The sequence below is a fragment of the Pseudomonas sp. NY15354 genome, assembly GCF_048068075.1.
Taxonomy (GTDB): Bacteria; Pseudomonadota; Gammaproteobacteria; order Pseudomonadales; family Pseudomonadaceae; genus Aquipseudomonas; species Aquipseudomonas guariconensis_C.
The window spans coordinates 54086-71502 of record NZ_JBLUPV010000006.1 but is presented as its reverse complement, the minus strand read 5'-3'; the positions used below and the strand labels follow the sequence as shown (position 1 = coordinate 71502).

Annotated in this window: 11 protein-coding genes; all 11 read right to left on the bottom strand. The window is 61.0% G+C overall.

Features of this window, described 5'->3' with window-relative positions; all coding sequences use genetic code 11:
• Nucleotides 1-35: 35 nt before the first annotated feature.
• Nucleotides 36-1190, bottom strand: a complete 1155-nt coding sequence (gene rffA / locus ACNFCH_RS08425) for a dTDP-4-amino-4,6-dideoxygalactose transaminase (RefSeq protein ID WP_390481638.1) — start codon at nucleotides 1188-1190, stop codon at nucleotides 36-38.
• 24 nt (nucleotides 1191-1214) lie between these two features.
• Complete coding sequence (locus tag ACNFCH_RS08420; RefSeq protein WP_390481640.1) at nucleotides 1215-2594, bottom strand: NAD(P)/FAD-dependent oxidoreductase; 1380 nt, start codon at nucleotides 2592-2594, stop codon at nucleotides 1215-1217.
• Between the two features lie 10 nt (nucleotides 2595-2604).
• On the bottom strand, nucleotides 2605-3372 hold the full coding sequence (locus tag ACNFCH_RS08415; protein ID WP_416742619.1) for a hypothetical protein: 768 nt from the start codon (nucleotides 3370-3372) through the stop codon (nucleotides 2605-2607).
• 36 nt (nucleotides 3373-3408) lie between these two features.
• Entirely contained in the window at nucleotides 3409-4044 is a 636-nt protein-coding gene (locus ACNFCH_RS08410; protein WP_390481645.1) for a class I SAM-dependent methyltransferase, read from the bottom strand.
• Nucleotides 4041-4742 (bottom strand): WbqC family protein, encoded by a 702-nt coding sequence (locus tag ACNFCH_RS08405; RefSeq protein ID WP_390481647.1) that lies wholly within the window; start codon nucleotides 4740-4742, stop codon nucleotides 4041-4043. The genes ACNFCH_RS08410 and ACNFCH_RS08405 overlap by 4 nt, the downstream gene beginning before the upstream one ends.
• Before the next feature lie 240 nt (nucleotides 4743-4982).
• On the bottom strand, nucleotides 4983-7709 hold the full coding sequence (locus ACNFCH_RS08400; protein WP_416742618.1) for a glycosyltransferase family 2 protein: 2727 nt from the start codon (nucleotides 7707-7709) through the stop codon (nucleotides 4983-4985).
• Between the two features lie 51 nt (nucleotides 7710-7760).
• Nucleotides 7761-11336, bottom strand: a complete 3576-nt coding sequence (locus ACNFCH_RS08395) for a glycosyltransferase (RefSeq protein WP_416742617.1) — start codon at nucleotides 11334-11336, stop codon at nucleotides 7761-7763.
• A gap of 155 nt (nucleotides 11337-11491) precedes the next feature.
• Nucleotides 11492-13060, bottom strand: coding sequence for a flagellar hook-associated protein 3 (locus tag ACNFCH_RS08390; RefSeq protein WP_390481653.1), 1569 nt, complete (start codon nucleotides 13058-13060; stop codon nucleotides 11492-11494).
• Between the two features lie 13 nt (nucleotides 13061-13073).
• Nucleotides 13074-15119, bottom strand: a complete 2046-nt coding sequence (gene flgK / locus ACNFCH_RS08385) for a flagellar hook-associated protein FlgK (RefSeq protein ID WP_416742616.1) — start codon at nucleotides 15117-15119, stop codon at nucleotides 13074-13076.
• 12 nt (nucleotides 15120-15131) lie between these two features.
• The gene (gene flgJ / locus ACNFCH_RS08380) at nucleotides 15132-16292 is read right to left on the bottom strand and encodes a flagellar assembly peptidoglycan hydrolase FlgJ (RefSeq protein ID WP_416742615.1); all 1161 of its coding nucleotides are present in this window, start codon (nucleotides 16290-16292) and stop codon (nucleotides 15132-15134) included.
• A 12-nt stretch (nucleotides 16293-16304) separates the two neighbouring features.
• Nucleotides 16305-17414, bottom strand: a complete 1110-nt coding sequence (locus ACNFCH_RS08375) for a flagellar basal body P-ring protein FlgI (RefSeq protein WP_416742614.1) — start codon at nucleotides 17412-17414, stop codon at nucleotides 16305-16307.
• Nucleotides 17415-17417 lie beyond the last annotated feature (3 nt).

Sequence of the window (17417 nt, the reverse complement as noted above, 5' to 3'; positions counted from 1 at the left end):
CAGAAATCAGCTGAACATTCGCCGAGCCAAGGCAGTCACGCCTCCCTCACACCTGCGAAGAATTGGAAGATCGCCGCACACACCCGCGCGACCTGAGGGACGCTCATGTCGGAGTAGAGCGGCAGACGGAGCAGGCACGCGGAAACCTCCTGCGTCACTGGCAAGTCACCGGCACTGCGCGCGTAGCGCAAGCCGGCAGGCGAGTCATGCAAGGGGACATAGTGGAACACGGCATAAATACCCTGCTCGCGGAGAAATTCGATCAGCTCACCGCGCTCTTCGTTACTGCGCATCAGTAGATAGAAGATATGCGCATTGGCCGGCTTGCCGCCCTGGGCACGGGGCAATGTGAAATAGCCATCCGCCTGCAGAGGCAACAGCTGATAGTAGTAGCATTCGTACAAGGCTCGGCGATGCGCGTTGATGTCTTCCCCCTGCTCCAGCTGGGCATACAGGAAAGCAGCTGTCAGCTCGCTGGGAAGGAACGATGAGCCTACGTCCACCCACGTGTACTTGCTGACTTCACCACGGGAGAAGGCCTTGCGGTTGGTGCCTTTCTGCCAGATGATTTCCGCCCGCTCGATCATGGCAGGATCATTGATGAGCAAGGCCCCGCCTTCGCCACTGATCACGTTCTTCGTTTCGTGAAAACTCAGGCACCCCAGGTGGCCGATGGTCCCAAGCGCACGGGTTTTCTCCCGGGCCAGGATCGCCTGGGCTGCGTCTTCGATAAGGATCAGGCCGTGCTTGTCGCACAGGCGCAGCAGGGCGTCCATATCGCAAGGCTGTCCCGCATAATGCACAGCCACGATGGCTTTAGTCTTCTCGGTGATTGCCGCCTCGACCAAGCGCTCGTCCAGATTCAGCGTGTCCTTGTGCACATCCACGAAGACCGGCACGGCGCCACGCAAGACAAAGGCGTTCGCCGTGGACACGAAAGTGAACGACGGCATGATGACCTCATCACCTGGCCCAATATCCGCCAGGATCGCCGCCATCTCGAGGGCTGCCGTACATGAATGGGTCAATAACGCCTTGGGACATCCTAGGTTGGCCTCCAGCCACTCCTGGCACAGGTGGGTAAACTGTCCGTCGCCCGCTATACCGCCATTCATAACCGCCTGGGCGATGTAGAACAGCTCTTTGCCGACGACAAAAGGCTTGTTGAAAGGAATGATCTGTTCGTTCACGTTGGTGTCCACGGTTTTCACGCCTCAGGCAAAATCAGACAACGAGAGGTAGCCACCTATCAATGCATCCAAGAAATCCACCTGGACGGTTTGCTTGAGCCCGTGCTTGTCGAAGAAGTCGCGCGCACGCTGGTAGTAGTATTGCTCCACCGCCTGATCGGCATCGGTATGACCGGCATCGAAGCCATGCTGCGACAACGCCGAGCACTTCACCGCCGCATACTTGCGACAGCATGCCTCCACCGATTGATCGACCCATGCGCTACGCTGCGGGCGAGTGAAGTCGAAGTAGTCCTTGGCCTGCGCCGAAACCGACTTGTCCAGCAGCAGCGCCGCCAGGTTGTCAGCCAGCCATGGAGCAAAATGGTAACCGTCGCGCCGGGTGCCGGAAGCGATGAACGTATTGTCATTAAGCTGGCCGATGACCGGGTAGCCATCCAGACTGAGAGGGCGGTAGCCGAAGTTGTAGCGAATGAAGCCACTGGTACGGTGCAGATGGTTGACTTGGTTGATCGCTCCATTGATCAGGGCTGCCAACGACTCCGCTCTCGGAAATCGCTCATCCGCAGTAGTCACCAGGTTGGTGGCCCCGACGACGAACTGATCATCCTGGTAAGGTGCATGATAGATACCGCAGGCGCCACCCCGATTGGGAGTACGGAGCACATAGCGCCCTTTGATGCCGGGGTTCTTTAGCACCACCGTGGCACCGACACCATTGATCACCCGAATGCAGCTTTCCTCTCCCCACAGCCGAGTAGCCATGCTGCCATTGGCCAGTACGACACGCTCCGCACCCAGCACCTGTCCATTTTCCAGAGTCACGCCACGGGTGCGGTCATTGACCTTGTCCAACGATTTCACGACACCATCGACAAAGCGCACGCCGCGCCTTTCCAGCGTATCCTGCAGCGCGCGAATTACACCATCCGGATTGAGTACTCCTTCGCGCGGCAGGAACAGGGCCTGACGCGTGCGATAGTTCGCGTCGGGTACATAGGCGGGCTCCAAGCTCGGGTCGACGCGCTCATAGGGCTCATCGAATTCATCCAGATAGCCGGCAATAGCATCAAACGCGGCATCCTCAAAACGGTTGGAGGCATTGTTGTTCACCAGCACGGTGCCCAGACGATAATGCTCACCGGGGATCTCGAACTCCTTGACGAAGTTTTCCCAAAGCCGGGCTGAAGCCTGGCTGAGCTCGAACTTCAGACGATCCCGAGGGTGATCCAGGGCTCCCGGTTCGAGCTCGGCGAAGGAGTTCAGCATGGCCGCGGCGGCCATGGACGCGCTGTACGGACGCGCAGCCGGGCCGACCACTTGTATGCGTTCACCAGGCACACTGCGAGACAAGCCTGCGGCGATTGCCAGGGCGACCATTCCATTACCAACGATCAGAAACATGGCGCGCTCCTCACAGCAGCTTGACGATGCACAGCGATGGGTAGGTTTCCGAGCGCTTGATCTCGTGTCGCACCTTGCCCAGCACCTCGGCGACATAAGCGTTGCCTTCACCGGGTAGGAAATCGCGTTGCAACTGGAAGAACACCAACAGCGAGCCTGGCAGACAGCGCGGCAAGATCTGCTCGAGGGCAAAGCGGGTCGGCCCTTCAAGGTTCATGTCGAAAAAAGCCAGGGCCACCAGCAAGTTACGCTGCTGTTCGATGAACCGTGGCAGCGTATCCTTGATATCGCCTTCCACGACCTGATGGCCGGCCGACACCTGCGGCAACGCGTTGATACCTTCGTGCAGGCTCAACAGGTGCCGCAGGTAATCGGCGTAGCCATTGCCCGTGGCATAGCAACCGTCCTGGAAATGGACATTGGCAACCTGGCCATCGCCAGCATGGGATTGATAACCTGCGAACGTATCGAACGCCGCGATGCGCCGCTGCTTGTTGAACGGTTCGAAGATCGCCCGCAGGTTTTCGCAGAGCACAGCGTTCTGCCCACGCCAGGTACCGAAGTCGAGCACCGAGCCTGGCAACCGGACGATCTCACGGTACACGTCGGAAATCGCCAGCATTCGCGCCAACGATGCAGAACGAATGAACAAACCGAGATTGCGCTCTTTCTCGGCATCATCCAGAGGAGCAGTGGCGAATGCCTGCCAGAGCTGCTCGCGAGCTTCGAGTTGGCTATCGCTGGACTGGGTGACGGAGGTTGAACCGCTTTTGAGCATGGCGTTCTCCAGGCAAGAGAGTGATAAGAAAATTCATCAAGAGGCTTTGCGCACAAGCAAGGTGAACTCGTACAAACCGTAGTCATGCAAGAGTGCCACCTCTCTGGAGTAGGTTCTTTTGCACAGATCAAAGTAGAAACAGGGATCGCCGTAATACAGGTAATCGCGCATGAAAGGCGGATCCGAATACGAGGTGAGGCAGTTGAAGGCGAAGCCCTTGCGGCTGCAGGCATCCATGGTGCGCAATACGTCAGCGATATAAGCTTCCCAGACGTCACGGGCGGTGTCCTGGCAAACGTTGAAAATACCGCTGGCCACCGCATAATCCGCCTGCTTCGAAGCGCTTTCGGCCACTTCGAAGCGCGCCGCGTCGTCGGCAGGATGCTGCTGCCTAGCTGCAACGATCATGTGCTCCGAAACGTCATAGCCGAGGTAATCCACCGGAACGTGGCGCTCGCGCAACCAGGTCAGCAGCGCACCATACCCACAGCCGACATCGATCAAGCTGAACCCCTCCTGCTGCTCCTCGGCGGGTATCAGTTTGAGCAATTGGGCAAAGCGTTGCTGCTGGGAGGTGCTGCCATTCCAATCGACGCCCTCGGGGGTTGCGCCGTGCACGCGGATACGCGACGAGTAGTAGTCCGCCACACCTCGCAGGATGTCAGTGCTCATGCGTGTCGCTCCAGAAAAGTTGACGCTTCGCTGCCTGTATTGAACAACAGGTCGATAACGCTGACCGCATGCTCGAACGCTCCGAACAACTGCGGATACTCGGGGTAACCCGCGTAGCTCATGTACGAAACCTCAAGACCGCCAGCGGCGAAGGCCGTTTGATCCAGATAGCCGCTGGCTGCGGGCCCCGAGAGGTACTCGGTCGCCCCCAAGGCCTGGCACAGGTATATCAGCCGTTCGTTCTTGCCCTCGCTGCTGCGCCCCAGCTCTTCGGAGCGATACAGCGGCGTATGGATTTCAAGCAACTTGCACAGACCGGAGATGAAAAGCCGATTGATACTGGACAGCTTGCGGAGTTCGGAAGCTTCCTCGTAGAGAGTGCGAATCGGTGCCTCCATCCGATCGAAACAAGCCGCTCGCCGATAGTTCATCTCGATTGTCTTCCAATGCTTGGCAGCCCAGTCCGGCTCGCTGACCTCCACTTGATTGATCAGTTGCTCGTAACGCCCACGGTTCCTGACCGGTATGCTCAGCCAGTGCTCACCCTGGGCTGTCTTGATCTTGTTGCGATTACGCCAGTCACGCCGGGTGTACTGAACATCATCATAAAAAACAAATGCGTCGACACTGCGAATCAGATCGAAGTATCCCTTCCAGGGGATGTAATTCGATTGCACCACCGCCACTTTCTTTTGCATCCTGAGCCCCATAAGCACAACGCAAGCACAGCCTTCCAGCCTGTCAAGAAATCGCCACTAGGCCAGAAAAAGCCGGGCTTGTAACCCTGCTGCTGCAAATCCCGCGCCAGCTCGGTAATCGGTATTTGGTGCAGCGTTGCAGTGCGCGCCAACGATCGAGCGGTTCGCCAGCAAATATCTGAAAAGAAAACCCGCAGACTCATCTGCGGGTTTTCTTGGCGTTACAGTTGATGCTGATTGTCAGCCCAGCTGTTCGACCCAGGCGATGGGGCGCGACGAGCCTGCATCAGCGTCCAGACGATCCAGCCTCCGATCCCCCACAAAAGCGTCAGGCCACTGTGCAGCCAACAGCGAGGCTGCTGCCCCCCCCAGGGCAGGCAGGTCAGTGACGAGCAATTGGGCGCGGGGTGTCCAGACCACCATCAGGCCAGCCTGAGCGACAGCCAGGCTCAAGCCGATGCCAATGTCCCCTTCAAACAGCACGCCACCCACATGCCTGAAAGCTTCACGGCTCACCATCAGGCAGCCGTCGGATACAGCGCGACAGCTGCGCACCGATAGTGGCCAGCGGGCCCGGGCAGCATCCTCGGGCGACAGGCGCTGCCAAGGCGCATGTATCTTGGGGCCAGCCAGCAGCTCGAAGCCTGCATGGGTAAGTGTTCCGTCAGCCGCCCACAGACCGGCTCCGACAACCCCGACTTCTGGCCTTTGTGCCTCGTTCAGCAGCGATTCGATCCATGCTGGCGTGACGACCTGACATTGCGCCGAAAGCAATACCAGGTAATCGCCATGAGCCTTGCTGGCCGCCAGTTCGAGCAATTGCTGCCGAGTGGCGCCGGCCTCGCCGACTACTACCCGCAGGCGGCCGCCGAACACCTGGAGCGCCTCGGCTAGGGCAGCGGCAGGCTGCTCGGGAAGCGCCAGTACGACTTCATAGCGTGGATAGCGAGTGCGCTGGAAGATGGCGCTCAACCATGCCAGATCGAATTCGCCAACTGCCAGGATACTTACCAACGGCGTGGCGCAGTGGCGGAAGTCGATTGCCAGCCCTCCTGCCCCCTGATCGCGGATCTGGGCACGGTAGCCCAGTTGGGTGAGGTGACGATTGAGCATCTTGCGCGCCTCGTCGTCAAGCGCCGTGGACGATTGCTGAGTAATGACCAGGTAGTCGTCCATGTGCGCCAGGCTGCCGACGCCATGGTGCTCGACCAGGCGCAGCAGCAAGTCATACTCCACGGTCTGCGGGCTGGCTCCGTCGTAACCCTCCACGTCGAGCACTGCCTGACGTCGCACCAGCCAGTGCCGTGCCATCAAGCCCGGCTGGCTGCGCAGCAGATCGAGATCGCTGCCCGGCCGGCGCACGGCAACCAGGCGCCCATCACTGTCGCGCTGGACCTCATCGGCTGCGATGGCCTGGCATTCCGGCGCGTGACCAAGCTCCACAGCCAGTCGCAACAGCCCCCCGGCAAGCAATACATCGCCCGCTTCGAGAACGAGTAACCACTCGCTGGGCAACTGACGCACCACCTGGTTCAGGTGCGAACTCCAGTTGCCTTCACTGACCTGGATGAAATGCAGGGTATCGCGTGGCGTGGTGATCGCGGGCGGTTTTCCCGCCTTGAGCACGACCAGCTTGAAATTGCGCAAGCCGCTGGCCAGCAGGCTATCGAAAGTCGCCTGCAGGGCCAGATCGTCGTTGTTCAGATCGAGCACGACGAAGGCAATCTGGGGCGCTGGGTGTTCGGCCAGATAGGCCAGCACTCGCTTGCGAGCCGCCTCGGCCGGGGTTGCCGCATCGATGGCGGCCAGCACCTCACCCGACGGCGTGTCGGCCAGGGAGCGACGCGTAACACTCTCTGGCACCTCCTGCAAACGAGCGATCCAGTCGCTCATCTCACGGGCATGGTGGGCATTGGCAGCGCCGCTCAACATCGGCTCCAGGCGACGGCAGACTTGGAGGTTGAACAGGCCGAGACCCAGGGCCTGCCAGTAGCGCTCCTGAAGGCTCTCCGGGTTATCGGTGGGGTGCACCACCAGCAGGTCTCGCTGACGAACCCAGGCCCCCTCGAGGGCATGAAGATGGCGCTCCCCAGTAGGCCAAGCGTGACAGAGAAATTCCACTTCGCTCAAGCGACCAAACAACGTGCCGTTGTAGTATGGCAGCTCTACATACTGACGTGGCTCGAACGAACGCTCCGGATCATCGATCACGCTGGTCCAACGAGAGGTAAAGAGCAACGGCAGCTCGCCCTGCCCCCAGGTGCTGCGCACGAAACGATTGAGAACGTTGAAGCCCTCATCAGCCAGCGCGTGCCGATGCCCGCCATCCCACTGACGTAGCGCATGCACGACCTGGACCAACTGCTCCTCACGCGCGGCTGGGGCCAGGGTGTCGGGCTGCGCTTCGCAGATCACGTCGGTCTGGTCAAGATGCGCGACCGGCCCTTGCAACAAGATTGCGCAGGACAGCGCCACCCGCCACCCTGCGAAATCCATCTGTTGCGGCAACCGCGCCAGCGCTGAGCGCAAGACGTCCACACGCATCACCGCACGCCAGGCCTGCTGACCGGCGTCGGCATACAGCTGTAACCGCTCGAGCGCGCCCTCTCCGACTGGTGCCGTGAATGCCGAACCCACCTTGTGGTAGGTCAGTTGGCTGTTTCCAGGCATATAGGCCAGCAGATAGCCTTGCGCCGCCGATACCTGCGAATGCTCCTGCAGGTAACGTGCTGCATTATCCAGCGCGGCTCCCAGGATGAAGTCAGCGTCCAGCGCCAGACACACGAAAGGAGTCGTCACCTGGGCCAGAAGTTCGGCCAGGGCCGAAGGCTCAAAGACCGGCAGGGCCAGACACGGCACTGCGGTCCGGCTGTAGTAATGCAGCGCGCGGGCACGATGATCCGCCTGATCCTGCCCGAGCAGGACGACAGTCACTTCATCACGCGACCCGATTGAAATTTCGTTCATAGGACACCTGTTTCATGGGGTTCAACACCTGGCCTGGCCAGGCGCCGGGGTTCAGTCAGCCAGCCAGGCGTTGGCCCAGTGCTGCAGATGGTGTTCGTTCAATACATAGTCACGTAGGACCGCCTCACGCAGCGCATCGCCCTGGCGATAGCTAGCTATCGGATCGGAGAGATGCATGCGAATCGCCTCCAGCCATTGTTCAGTGGTGTTCTCACGGACTCGCGTGCATGGAAGGTAGCCTGCGTATGCCTTGGTATCCGTGCAGACCACCGGGAAACCACAGGCACCATATTCGAGCAGGCGCAGGTTGCTTTTGCAGTCGTTGAAAAGGTTCTGCTCCAGCGGGGCTAGGGCCAAGTCGAGGTTGAGGCTGGCCAACTTGCGTGGATAGAGCGAAAACGAGATTCCCGGATGGAACTCCTTGACATAGGGCAGCAGCACATTCGGGCACATACCGAAGAACACCCAGTCGACTTCGTTGGCCAGTGTCTTGATCACCTCCAGCATCAGCTCCAGATCGCCACGGTGGCTGGTGCCACCCGCCCAACCCACACGCGGACGCACGCTGGTCTGGCGCTGACTGGTCAACCCACCCCACAGCGCGGCGGCAAGCATGTTGGGCACCACGCGAATATCCTGGTGCATACTGGACAGCGCATCAGCTAAAGGCTCGGTGGATACCACCACCCGGTCGCACAAGGCAATGGCATTGCCAACCAGCTCGCGCATATTGCCCGGCATATTGCGCGCATGATCGTTCTTCTTCGGTGGGTCGATGATGTAGTCGTCCAGCTCGTAGATACGCCGCGCATTTGAAAAGCGCTTGTACTGTTCGATATCTCGGATATTGGCAGGCAAGTAGCGGCACTGAAGGACCACCACATCGGGTTTTTCTCGCTCAAGGTCGATCAGCCCAGGAGCACTGTAGTCAATGCGCCCCTGAACCCAACCTGCCCGCTCCAGCTCGTTGAACGGCTGGACGACACGATAGTGGCCGACCGCCGAAGTGCTGCTGGGCAGCGCCAGTACCGAAGGCATGGCCCGTGCAATGAACGGGTCCCAGCCATCACGCGACCCGGGATCGAAATTGAAATTTGGCAGTTTCAGACTGAAGTTTCGGTTGTAGGCCGGATCATTCGCTACCCACGCCAGCCAGCGCTGGTAAAAAGTATCGCAGTCGGCCTGCCAGCCTTGCATCGAGGCCTTGTCCTTCCCTGGAAGCGGCAGCTTCGCCACACGAGAATAGGGTGTCCAAACCGAGAGATAGCCTGCAACCCGGGCCCGCAGGCACAGGTCAGCGTCCTGCAACGATGCCTGCAAGTTCTCCGTGTCCAACCCGCCCAGCTCGACGAACAATTCACGGCGCACCAACAGGCAGTCCAGGCCGAGCGCACTCCAGTTCTGCACCAGACTCAACCGGTTCATATAGCCGCCTTCACTCACCAGGCAACCGAGAAACGGACTGGCGGCCCCCTCCTGCATGCCGAGGACCAGCCCCGCAGACACCACCGCACCACTGCTGTCGAACACCTTGGGGCCGACCATGCCGACTTCCGGACGCTGGCCGAGATGCATGAGCTCGGACAACCACTGCTGGTCGAACACCACACATTCGGCATCCAGCAGGAGAAGGTAATCACCCCGCGCATGCAAGCTACCTTCATTGAGGCCTTGCGCACGACCATGTACGGCGCTCTCGACCACCCGCAGCTGACCGCTGCCCAGGCGCACCAACCCCTTGAGCCAGGCGCGTACATCGCCAGGGGTCTCGGCGCTGGCGACCAACAGCACTTCAAAATCAGGGTAAGCCGTGCTGGCCATCACGGACTCCACACAGCGAGTCAACACCGTCAGATCCGTACCGGCATGAATGACGATCGAAACGCTTCCCGTCTGGGCATGCAGGTAGGTCACTCGGCACATGGAAGTGCCTGAGATGCCCACCACTTGCGCCGCCACACCCAGCCGCTGCAGGTGAGCCTCAACCACCCGGACCGCCTGGGCGGCCTCGGCATTTTCAGCCAACCAGTCGGCATAGCCATGTCGACACTGCACCAGCACTTCAGGTATGTGTTCCACTACCTGCAGACCATGGGTTTCTACCATACGCCACAGCAGGTCATGAGGTGCCAGCTCCTGGAAGCCCGCATCGAACCCGTCCAGCTCGCGTACCGCTGCGCCGTTGAAGGCCAGCAGCCGACCTACATATGGCAGGCTGCGCATCAGGTCAAGGTTGAAATCCGGCTTGAAGATCGGTGCCGACGGCGCAAGGTTGTCATGGGTACCCTCGTCGACATACAAGCACAGGCTATCGCCACGCAACGCCATACGCTCAGCCATGATCACCAGGGCATGGGTGTGCAGGCAGTCGCCCGCACGCAGCAGGAACAGCCAGCCCAACGGTTGGCCGTCGGTGAGCCACCGGTTCAACGTGTCGAAAGGAGCACTAAGACACGTCAGGTAGTGAACATTACCGCGCTCGTGCCGCTCGAAGCCGTCCGGTACGAGGACCAGGATATCTCGAGCCGGGAAGGACTGTTGCTCAAGACTGTCCAGCGTGGCCCGCAAGATCCGCTCGTCACCCGCCTCGCAGAACACTACCACCGCGATGCGCGGCTGGCTCGGCCACTGCTCGATCCGCTTGGGCAACAATTGCTCTTGCCCTACCGACAGCCGGCGATACCTCAGCCACTCGTCGTAAAGGTCAGCGAAGCTCAGGCTGGATGCACCGACTTGCTGGTTGAAGTTGGCCATCTGTGCCGCATGGAAACGGCGCAGATCAAGTTCGTCCCACTTCTGCTGTGGATCGTCAAGGTAGTCCGCCAAAGGCAGGTAGCGCACCCAGCCCTCGGCGGGTGCCGGCTCGGCATTACGCTCCTGGAGCATCTGCAGCAGCCATTGGGTCTCGCTCTTGTGTGCCTCGACCATGAAACCCTGGTGACTAAGACGCCCTGGATGCACGCGCTCCAGGCTGAGTACCTGCTCCAGGCTACACAGATGCCCGCGGCGCAGTACACAAGCGTATAGCGCCAGGTCCAGACGTGCGGCAAACCCCTGCCCGTCCTGCACCAAAGTCGGCAGAAAAGCTTGCACCTGGGTGCGGCGCAGCAGCGCGTGGCTCAGGCCACCAAACAAGTTGGGCGCGTTGTCAGCGATACTTTCCAGTAGGTCGGTGCCATGCAGCACCGCGCTATACAGGGAAATGACAAAATTCAACGAGCGCGAGGGCAGCAGTACATCATCGGCGGCACACAAAAGGCGCTGGCAGATGACCATGCTGATCTCTTTCGACGCGCCCAGTACCTTGGCCTGTTGACTGATACACCCTTCGAACAACGTGTCGTCATCGCAGAGAAACTTGATCAACTCACCCGAGGAGCGTTCCAGGCAGGCCAGCAGGTTGCGGGCAAAGCCAAGACGAACGGGGTTGCGCACATACAGCAGGGGGGGGGACGAAGTGGCGCGTAACTCATCACAGAGCGCCTCGATCTCGGTTCCGGAGCTGTCGTCGCATACGACGATCTCCAGGTTCGGATAATCCTGGGTGATCGCGCTGGCCAACGTGCTGCGGAAGAACTCAGGGTTGAACGCAGGGATGGCGATACTGACGAGGGGGTGTGCGCTCACAAGGACTCACTCAAGGCAAAGGTTCGCTGCGACGGGATCGGACCTCCCCCGGGAGGCGCCCGGCCATGGCCTTGCGCCATCGCCAGGCTACCTCGCTCCGAAGCGTGGCGAGGCAGCCCTGAGGAGGTTCGACCCACACCGCGCAGCGCCGTGGATCAGATGTAGTTGACCAGTGACAGGCCGGCGATCTTGGCGTAGGACTGCAGCGAGGCTTGCAGCATGTTGGTCTGCATCTGCAAACGCAGCATCACGGTTGCCGGATCGACTTCACGGATCGAGCTCTGGGTTTTGGTGTTCTCGGTACTCAGCGCGTCGTTGGTTTCAGCCTGGATATCCAGCGCCTGACCACGTCCACCGATGGAGCTGATCGACGAAGTGACCTGATTGGTGGCGCTCGCGATGTTGCCGATTGCGGAGTCCAACGACGCGAGGAAACTCTGCCGCGCCGCCGGATCGCTATCCATCGGCGTACTCAGTGCAGTGCGCAGCTGGCTGACGGTGTCGAGGATGTTCTGGGTCTGGTGGGTATCGACCTTGATGCCGAACGAGTCACCGGCATTCGGCGCACCCGAAAGGTCGAAGCTCACGCCCGCCGCCGTGGCGGTGGTACCGACCAGGGTGCCGATGGAGACTGGCCGGCTGCTGTCGGTGATCGGTGCCGCGTACAGCTCGAAGTCGGTCGCGCTGGTGAACTTGAGCACCGCACCACCACCAGGGAAGGCTGCGTTGTAGGCCGTCTGGTTGGTGATGGTGGCATTGTTCACCTGCGTAGCGGAGGTGTTGCCTGGGCTGCGGCTACCGGCGATATCGTCTGGCTTGGAGTTCAGCGAGAACGTATGGCCGGCAATGGCCGCGTCCGGGTTGGCTGCATCGCCAGGCTGCAGGCTGATCTTCAGGCGCAAGTCGACACCACGGAACGAGATGGTCGAATTGTCGCCATTGGGGTGGAAAGTACCACCTTGGCTGGCTTCCAAAGTTACATCCGTGCCACTGGCATCAAGGATCTTGAACTGGGTGCTGCTGGTGAACTCGATGGTGTACGGCTCGCCACTGCGGAACTTGTCGTTGTAGGCGACACTGCCGGAAACCTGCCCATTGGACAGGCTGACACGACCGTCGTCCACTGCGGGCGCGGTCAGGCGGGTCTGGCTTCGGCTGGTGTTCAGCGCCTGTTCGAAGGCATCGTAGCCGGTCTCGTTGGCCGCCAGGCTGAGCATGTCGCCGACCTGCAGCTTGAGCTGGGTCTGGTCGCCCTGGTAAGTGTAGGTGCCGTCAGCATTGCGCATATAGGGCGGGGTATCGCCCTTGGAGCCGGAGAACAGGTACTTGCCGTTCTCGTCCTTACTATTCATCAGCGAGAATAGCTGGTCTTCCAGGGAGGACAGCTCCGCGGCGTTGGCCTTGCGGTCGGCATCGGTGAAGCTGGCGTTGCCGGAGCTGACTGCCAGTTCATTGACCCGCTGCAGGATGTTGCCGATCGAGTTGAGGGTGCTCTCGGCGTTACCCAGGGCATTGCGCACACTGGTGACGTTGTCACTGTACTGCTTGAGCATGTTCTGCTGCTGCTCGAGTTGCAGCAGGCGCGCAGCGCCTACCGGATCGTCGGCAGCGGTGCGCACGCGGATGCCATCGCTGGATTCTTCGCGGGTGCGGTTCAGGTTCGAGAAGGTGCGCTGGTAGTCGGAGCTGGCGCTGTTATAGAACTGCGAAGTGGAAATACGCACGGGCTACGGCTCCTTAAAGGCTGTTGATCAATGTGGCGAAGGTTTCCTGGGCCGCCTTGATGATCTGCGACGACGCCGTGTAGTACTGCTGGAACTTGATCAGGTTTCCAGTCTCTTCATCGATCGACACCCCCGACACCCCGTTGCGGCTCTCCAGTGCGGACTTCTGCAGGGCATTGGTGGCGTCACTGTCCATGTCCGCCTGGGCGGCCTTGCCGCCGACGTTCGACACCAACTTGGCATAAGCATCGGTCATGCTGATGCCCTTGCCATCGGCACCAACCTCGACGGTACCCTTGTTCTGCAGGTCGATTGTCGACAGGGCGTTGCGGTTGTCCGCCGAGCCCGACTTGGTCAGCGACACAGTGTAGTTGTCGCCGGTCTTGGGGGAACCACTGATATCCATCTCGAAGGTGAAGTTCTTCTGAGTCGCGCCATCCATGATCGGGGCGCCATTGCTATCGACCATGGGCACGGAAAGCTGCAGCTTGTTGCTCTGGCCAGGAACGATGGTGCCGGTACCGATCGAATTACCCTTGGCGTCGTACAGGGTATAGGCTTGCGGCGAAGCACTATCATCACCGAACACCAGCTTGACCGGCGTGGAATACTTCAGGCCATTCTGCAGATCAGTACGCTGGACGGGATCATAGATGTCCAGCTCGGAGGTCAGGGTTGGCTGGGTGATCTGCCCAGTCCCCTTATTGCCCGAACCGCTGACCGCTGTCAGAGGGCCGGCCATGGCCAGGCGGCTGGGGTCGGTGAGCACCGACTCCATGCCCGCCGCGGCATTGCGGGTCGGGGTGATCTTGAAACTGTCGCCGGCACTGACCGCACCGCCCTTGAGCGCCAGCGTGAAGCCGTCGATCACCGGAGCCGGATCGTCGCTGAGGTCGTACGACCCCATCTCGGTACCCTCAGGCAGCTTGCGCACGGTGTAGGCGGTGGCGCTGGTGAAGGTCACCTGGTAATCGCTGGTGCTCAGCTTGCCGGTGTCCTTGATATTCACATCGAGGTTACCGGAGCCTGCGCTGTTGCCCAGCTTGGGCACACTGCGCTCGCTCATGGCCTTGGCGCTGTTGATGTCGCCGAACAGGATCGCGCCGAACTCGCCGTTCTTGTCGATGCCCTGGGCCAACTGGCTGTTGATGGCATCGGCCACCACCAGCGCCACACGGCCCAGCTCGTTGAGCGCAGGGTCGAGGGTCTCGCGGCGGTAACGCAGCAGGCCACCGAGCTCACCGCCGGTGGTGCTGTTGGTGATGTCCATCTTGGTGGTGCCGCGATTGAGCACCAGGTTCATGCGGGTCGGGTCGGTCTGGCTCGGCTCGACACCCAGGGTTTGGGTGGTCTTGCCCAACACCAGGGCCTGGCCGTTCTTCAGGTAGATGTCGTAGTTGCCTTCGCGCTCCACCACCTCGGCACCGATCAACGCGGTCAGCTCGCGCACGGCGCCATCGCGCTGGTCGAGCAGGTCGTTGGGCTGGCCCTGTACCGCCGAGATCCGTGAGATCTGGTCGTTGTACTCGGCGATCGTCGCGGTGAGTTTGTTCACCTGGTCGGCGATCGAGGCCATGTTGGTGTTGATGTTGGTGTTCTGCTGGTTCAACTGCGCCGACAGGGTGTTGAAGCGCTTGGCCAGGGTCTGCGCGCTGGTCAGCAGCAACTGGCGCGAGGCGTCCTCGTTGGGCTTGGCCGAGGCGTCCTGCATGGCGCCGAAGAAGCTCTTGAGCGCCGCGGTGATGCCGGTATCGGCGCTCGACAGGGCGGTGTCCAGCGGGGTGATCTGGTTCAGGTAGGAAGTGGCGTCGCTCGACAGCGAAGTGGTGGTGCGCAGCTGGTTTTCCAGGAAGGCGTTGTACACCCGGCGCACATCGGCCAGCGTGGTACCACTGCCGATGAAGACCTGGCCATACTGCTGCGAGCCCTTGGTCTTCTGCACGATCTGCTGGCGAGAATAACTGTCGACATCGGCGTTGGCGATGTTGTTACCCAGGGTGTACATCCCCGATTGCGCGGCGCCCAGGCCCGACATGCCAATATTGATCAAACTCGCCATGGTTCCAAACCCTTAAAGTTTCGTTGTGGTACCGAGCATTGCGTAGCTCTCGTACGACTTCATCTGTCTTGCGATCTGCGAGATCTTGCTGGCGTAATTCGGGTCAGTGGCATACCCGGCCTTCTGCAGCTCTCGCACGAACTGTTCCGGGTTATCGGCCGACTTCACCGCATCTTGATAGCGCGCGTTGTTCTGCAACAGGCTGACCAGGTCATGGAAGCTGTCCTGATAGGAGTCGTAGGAACGGAACGCCGCCGTCTCCTTGACGAACTGCCCGCCACGAAACTCGCTGGTGATCGCCCTCGCCTGCCCACCCTGCCAGCTGCCGGTGGCCTTGATGCCGAACAGGTTATGGCTGCTGCTGCCATCGGCATTGCGCATGACCGACTTGCCCCAACCGGTTTCCAGGGCGGCCTGGGCCACCAGGTAACGTGGATCGATACCGATGCGCTTGGCGGCCTGTTCGGCCATCGGCAGCATGGTGGCGACAAATTGGTCGCTGTCGGTGAAGGCCTTTTTCGGCGCCAGCGGTGGCTGGGCCACAGCGCGGCCGAGAATGCGCGTGCCATCCGGTGCGGCGAAGGCACGGGCAGCACTGGCCACCTGCTGACCTTCACGGGCCGGCACGGCAGCGGTATTGATAGTGGTCGCCGACGGCACGATGCCGGCCAGCAAACGGTCGGTCAGCTTGCCTGGCAGTGCCAGGCGCCGCGAGTTGAGCGCGGCCACGTCATTGCGGGTGCCGGCCGTCTCACTGATGTGCATCGGCTCTGCCACCTTGCTACCCCACAGCGCCGGGGCATGCCCTTCGATACGCGGGAAGGGGCTGGTATTGACCGGTGCGCTCTTGTTCTTGGACAGCTGGCGCACCAGCACGTCCTGCAGGCCGATGCCGCCGCCTTCGCGGGACATGCTCACGGCCAACTGCTGGTCGTACATGTCACGGTACTGCTTGACCGTCTCGCTGTTCATCGGATTGTCGTCGGCCAGTACGTCACTGGCTTTGCGCGAGGCCTTGAGCATCTCGCTGATGAACAACGACTCGAACTCCTGGGCTACCTTGCGCACGTTGGCGTCGCTGTCGCGATCGCCATGCTTGAGCGAACTCAGGCGATTGAGGTCGGTGTAGGCGCCGCTGTCGGCGTGTCCGGAAACCAGGCTCTTGGAATTCATGGGCTGGCGTCCTCAGATCACGATCAGGTCGGCTTGCAAGGCGCCGGCCTGCTTCAGGGCTTCGAGGATTGCCATCAGGTCGCTGGGCGCCGCGCCCACCTGGTTCACCGCCCGCACGATCTCGTCCAGGGTGGTGCCAGGGCCAAACTTGAACATCGGCTTGGCTTCCTGCTGGGCATTGACCCGCGAGCGCGGCACCACGGCCGTCTGACCATTGGAGAACGGCCCCGGCTGGCTGACGATCGGATCTTCGGTGATGGTGACGGTCAGGCTGCCGTGGGTGACCGCTGCCGGCGACACCTTGACGTTCTGGCCGATGACGATGGTGCCGGTACGCGAGTTGATGATGACCTTGGCCACGGCCTGGCCCGGGTCGATCTCCAGGTTCTCGAGGATCGACAGGTAGTCCACGCGCTGGCTCGGGTCCATGGGGGCGGTGACGCGCACCGAGCCGCCATCGATGGCCTGGGCCACGCCTGGGCCGAGCATGTCGTTGATCTTGTCGACGATGTGCTTGGCAGTGGTGAAGTCCGGGCGGTTGAGGTTCAGCGTGAGGCTGTTGCCTTGGTTGAAACCGCTCGGCACGGCGCGCTCGACGGTGGCACCGCCAGGAATGCGGCCAGCCGACGGAACGTTGACGGTGATCTTGGAGCCGTCGCGACCTTCGGCATCGAAGCCACCGACCACCAGGTTGCCCTGGGCAACGGCGTAGACATTGCCGTCGATACCCTTGAGCGGCGTCATCAACAGGCTGCCGCCGCGCAGGCTCTTGGAGTTACCGATCGAGGAGACGGTGATATCCACCACCTGGCCAGGCTTGGCGAACGCCGGCAGGTCGGCATGCACCGACACGGCCGCGACGTTCTTGAGCTGCACGTTGCCCGACCCTGGCGGGACCTTGATGCCGAACTGCGACAGCATGTTGTTGAATGTCTGCAGGGTGAACGGGGTCTGGGTGGTCTGGTCACCCGTACCGTTGAGCCCCACCACCAGGCCATAGCCGATCAATTGGTTGGTGCGCACGCCAGAAATGCTGGCGATATCCTTCAAGCGCTCGGCGTGAGCACCGAACGCACAGGACAGGAGCAGGGTCGCGGCAATCAGCTGCCTTACGTTGAACATGGT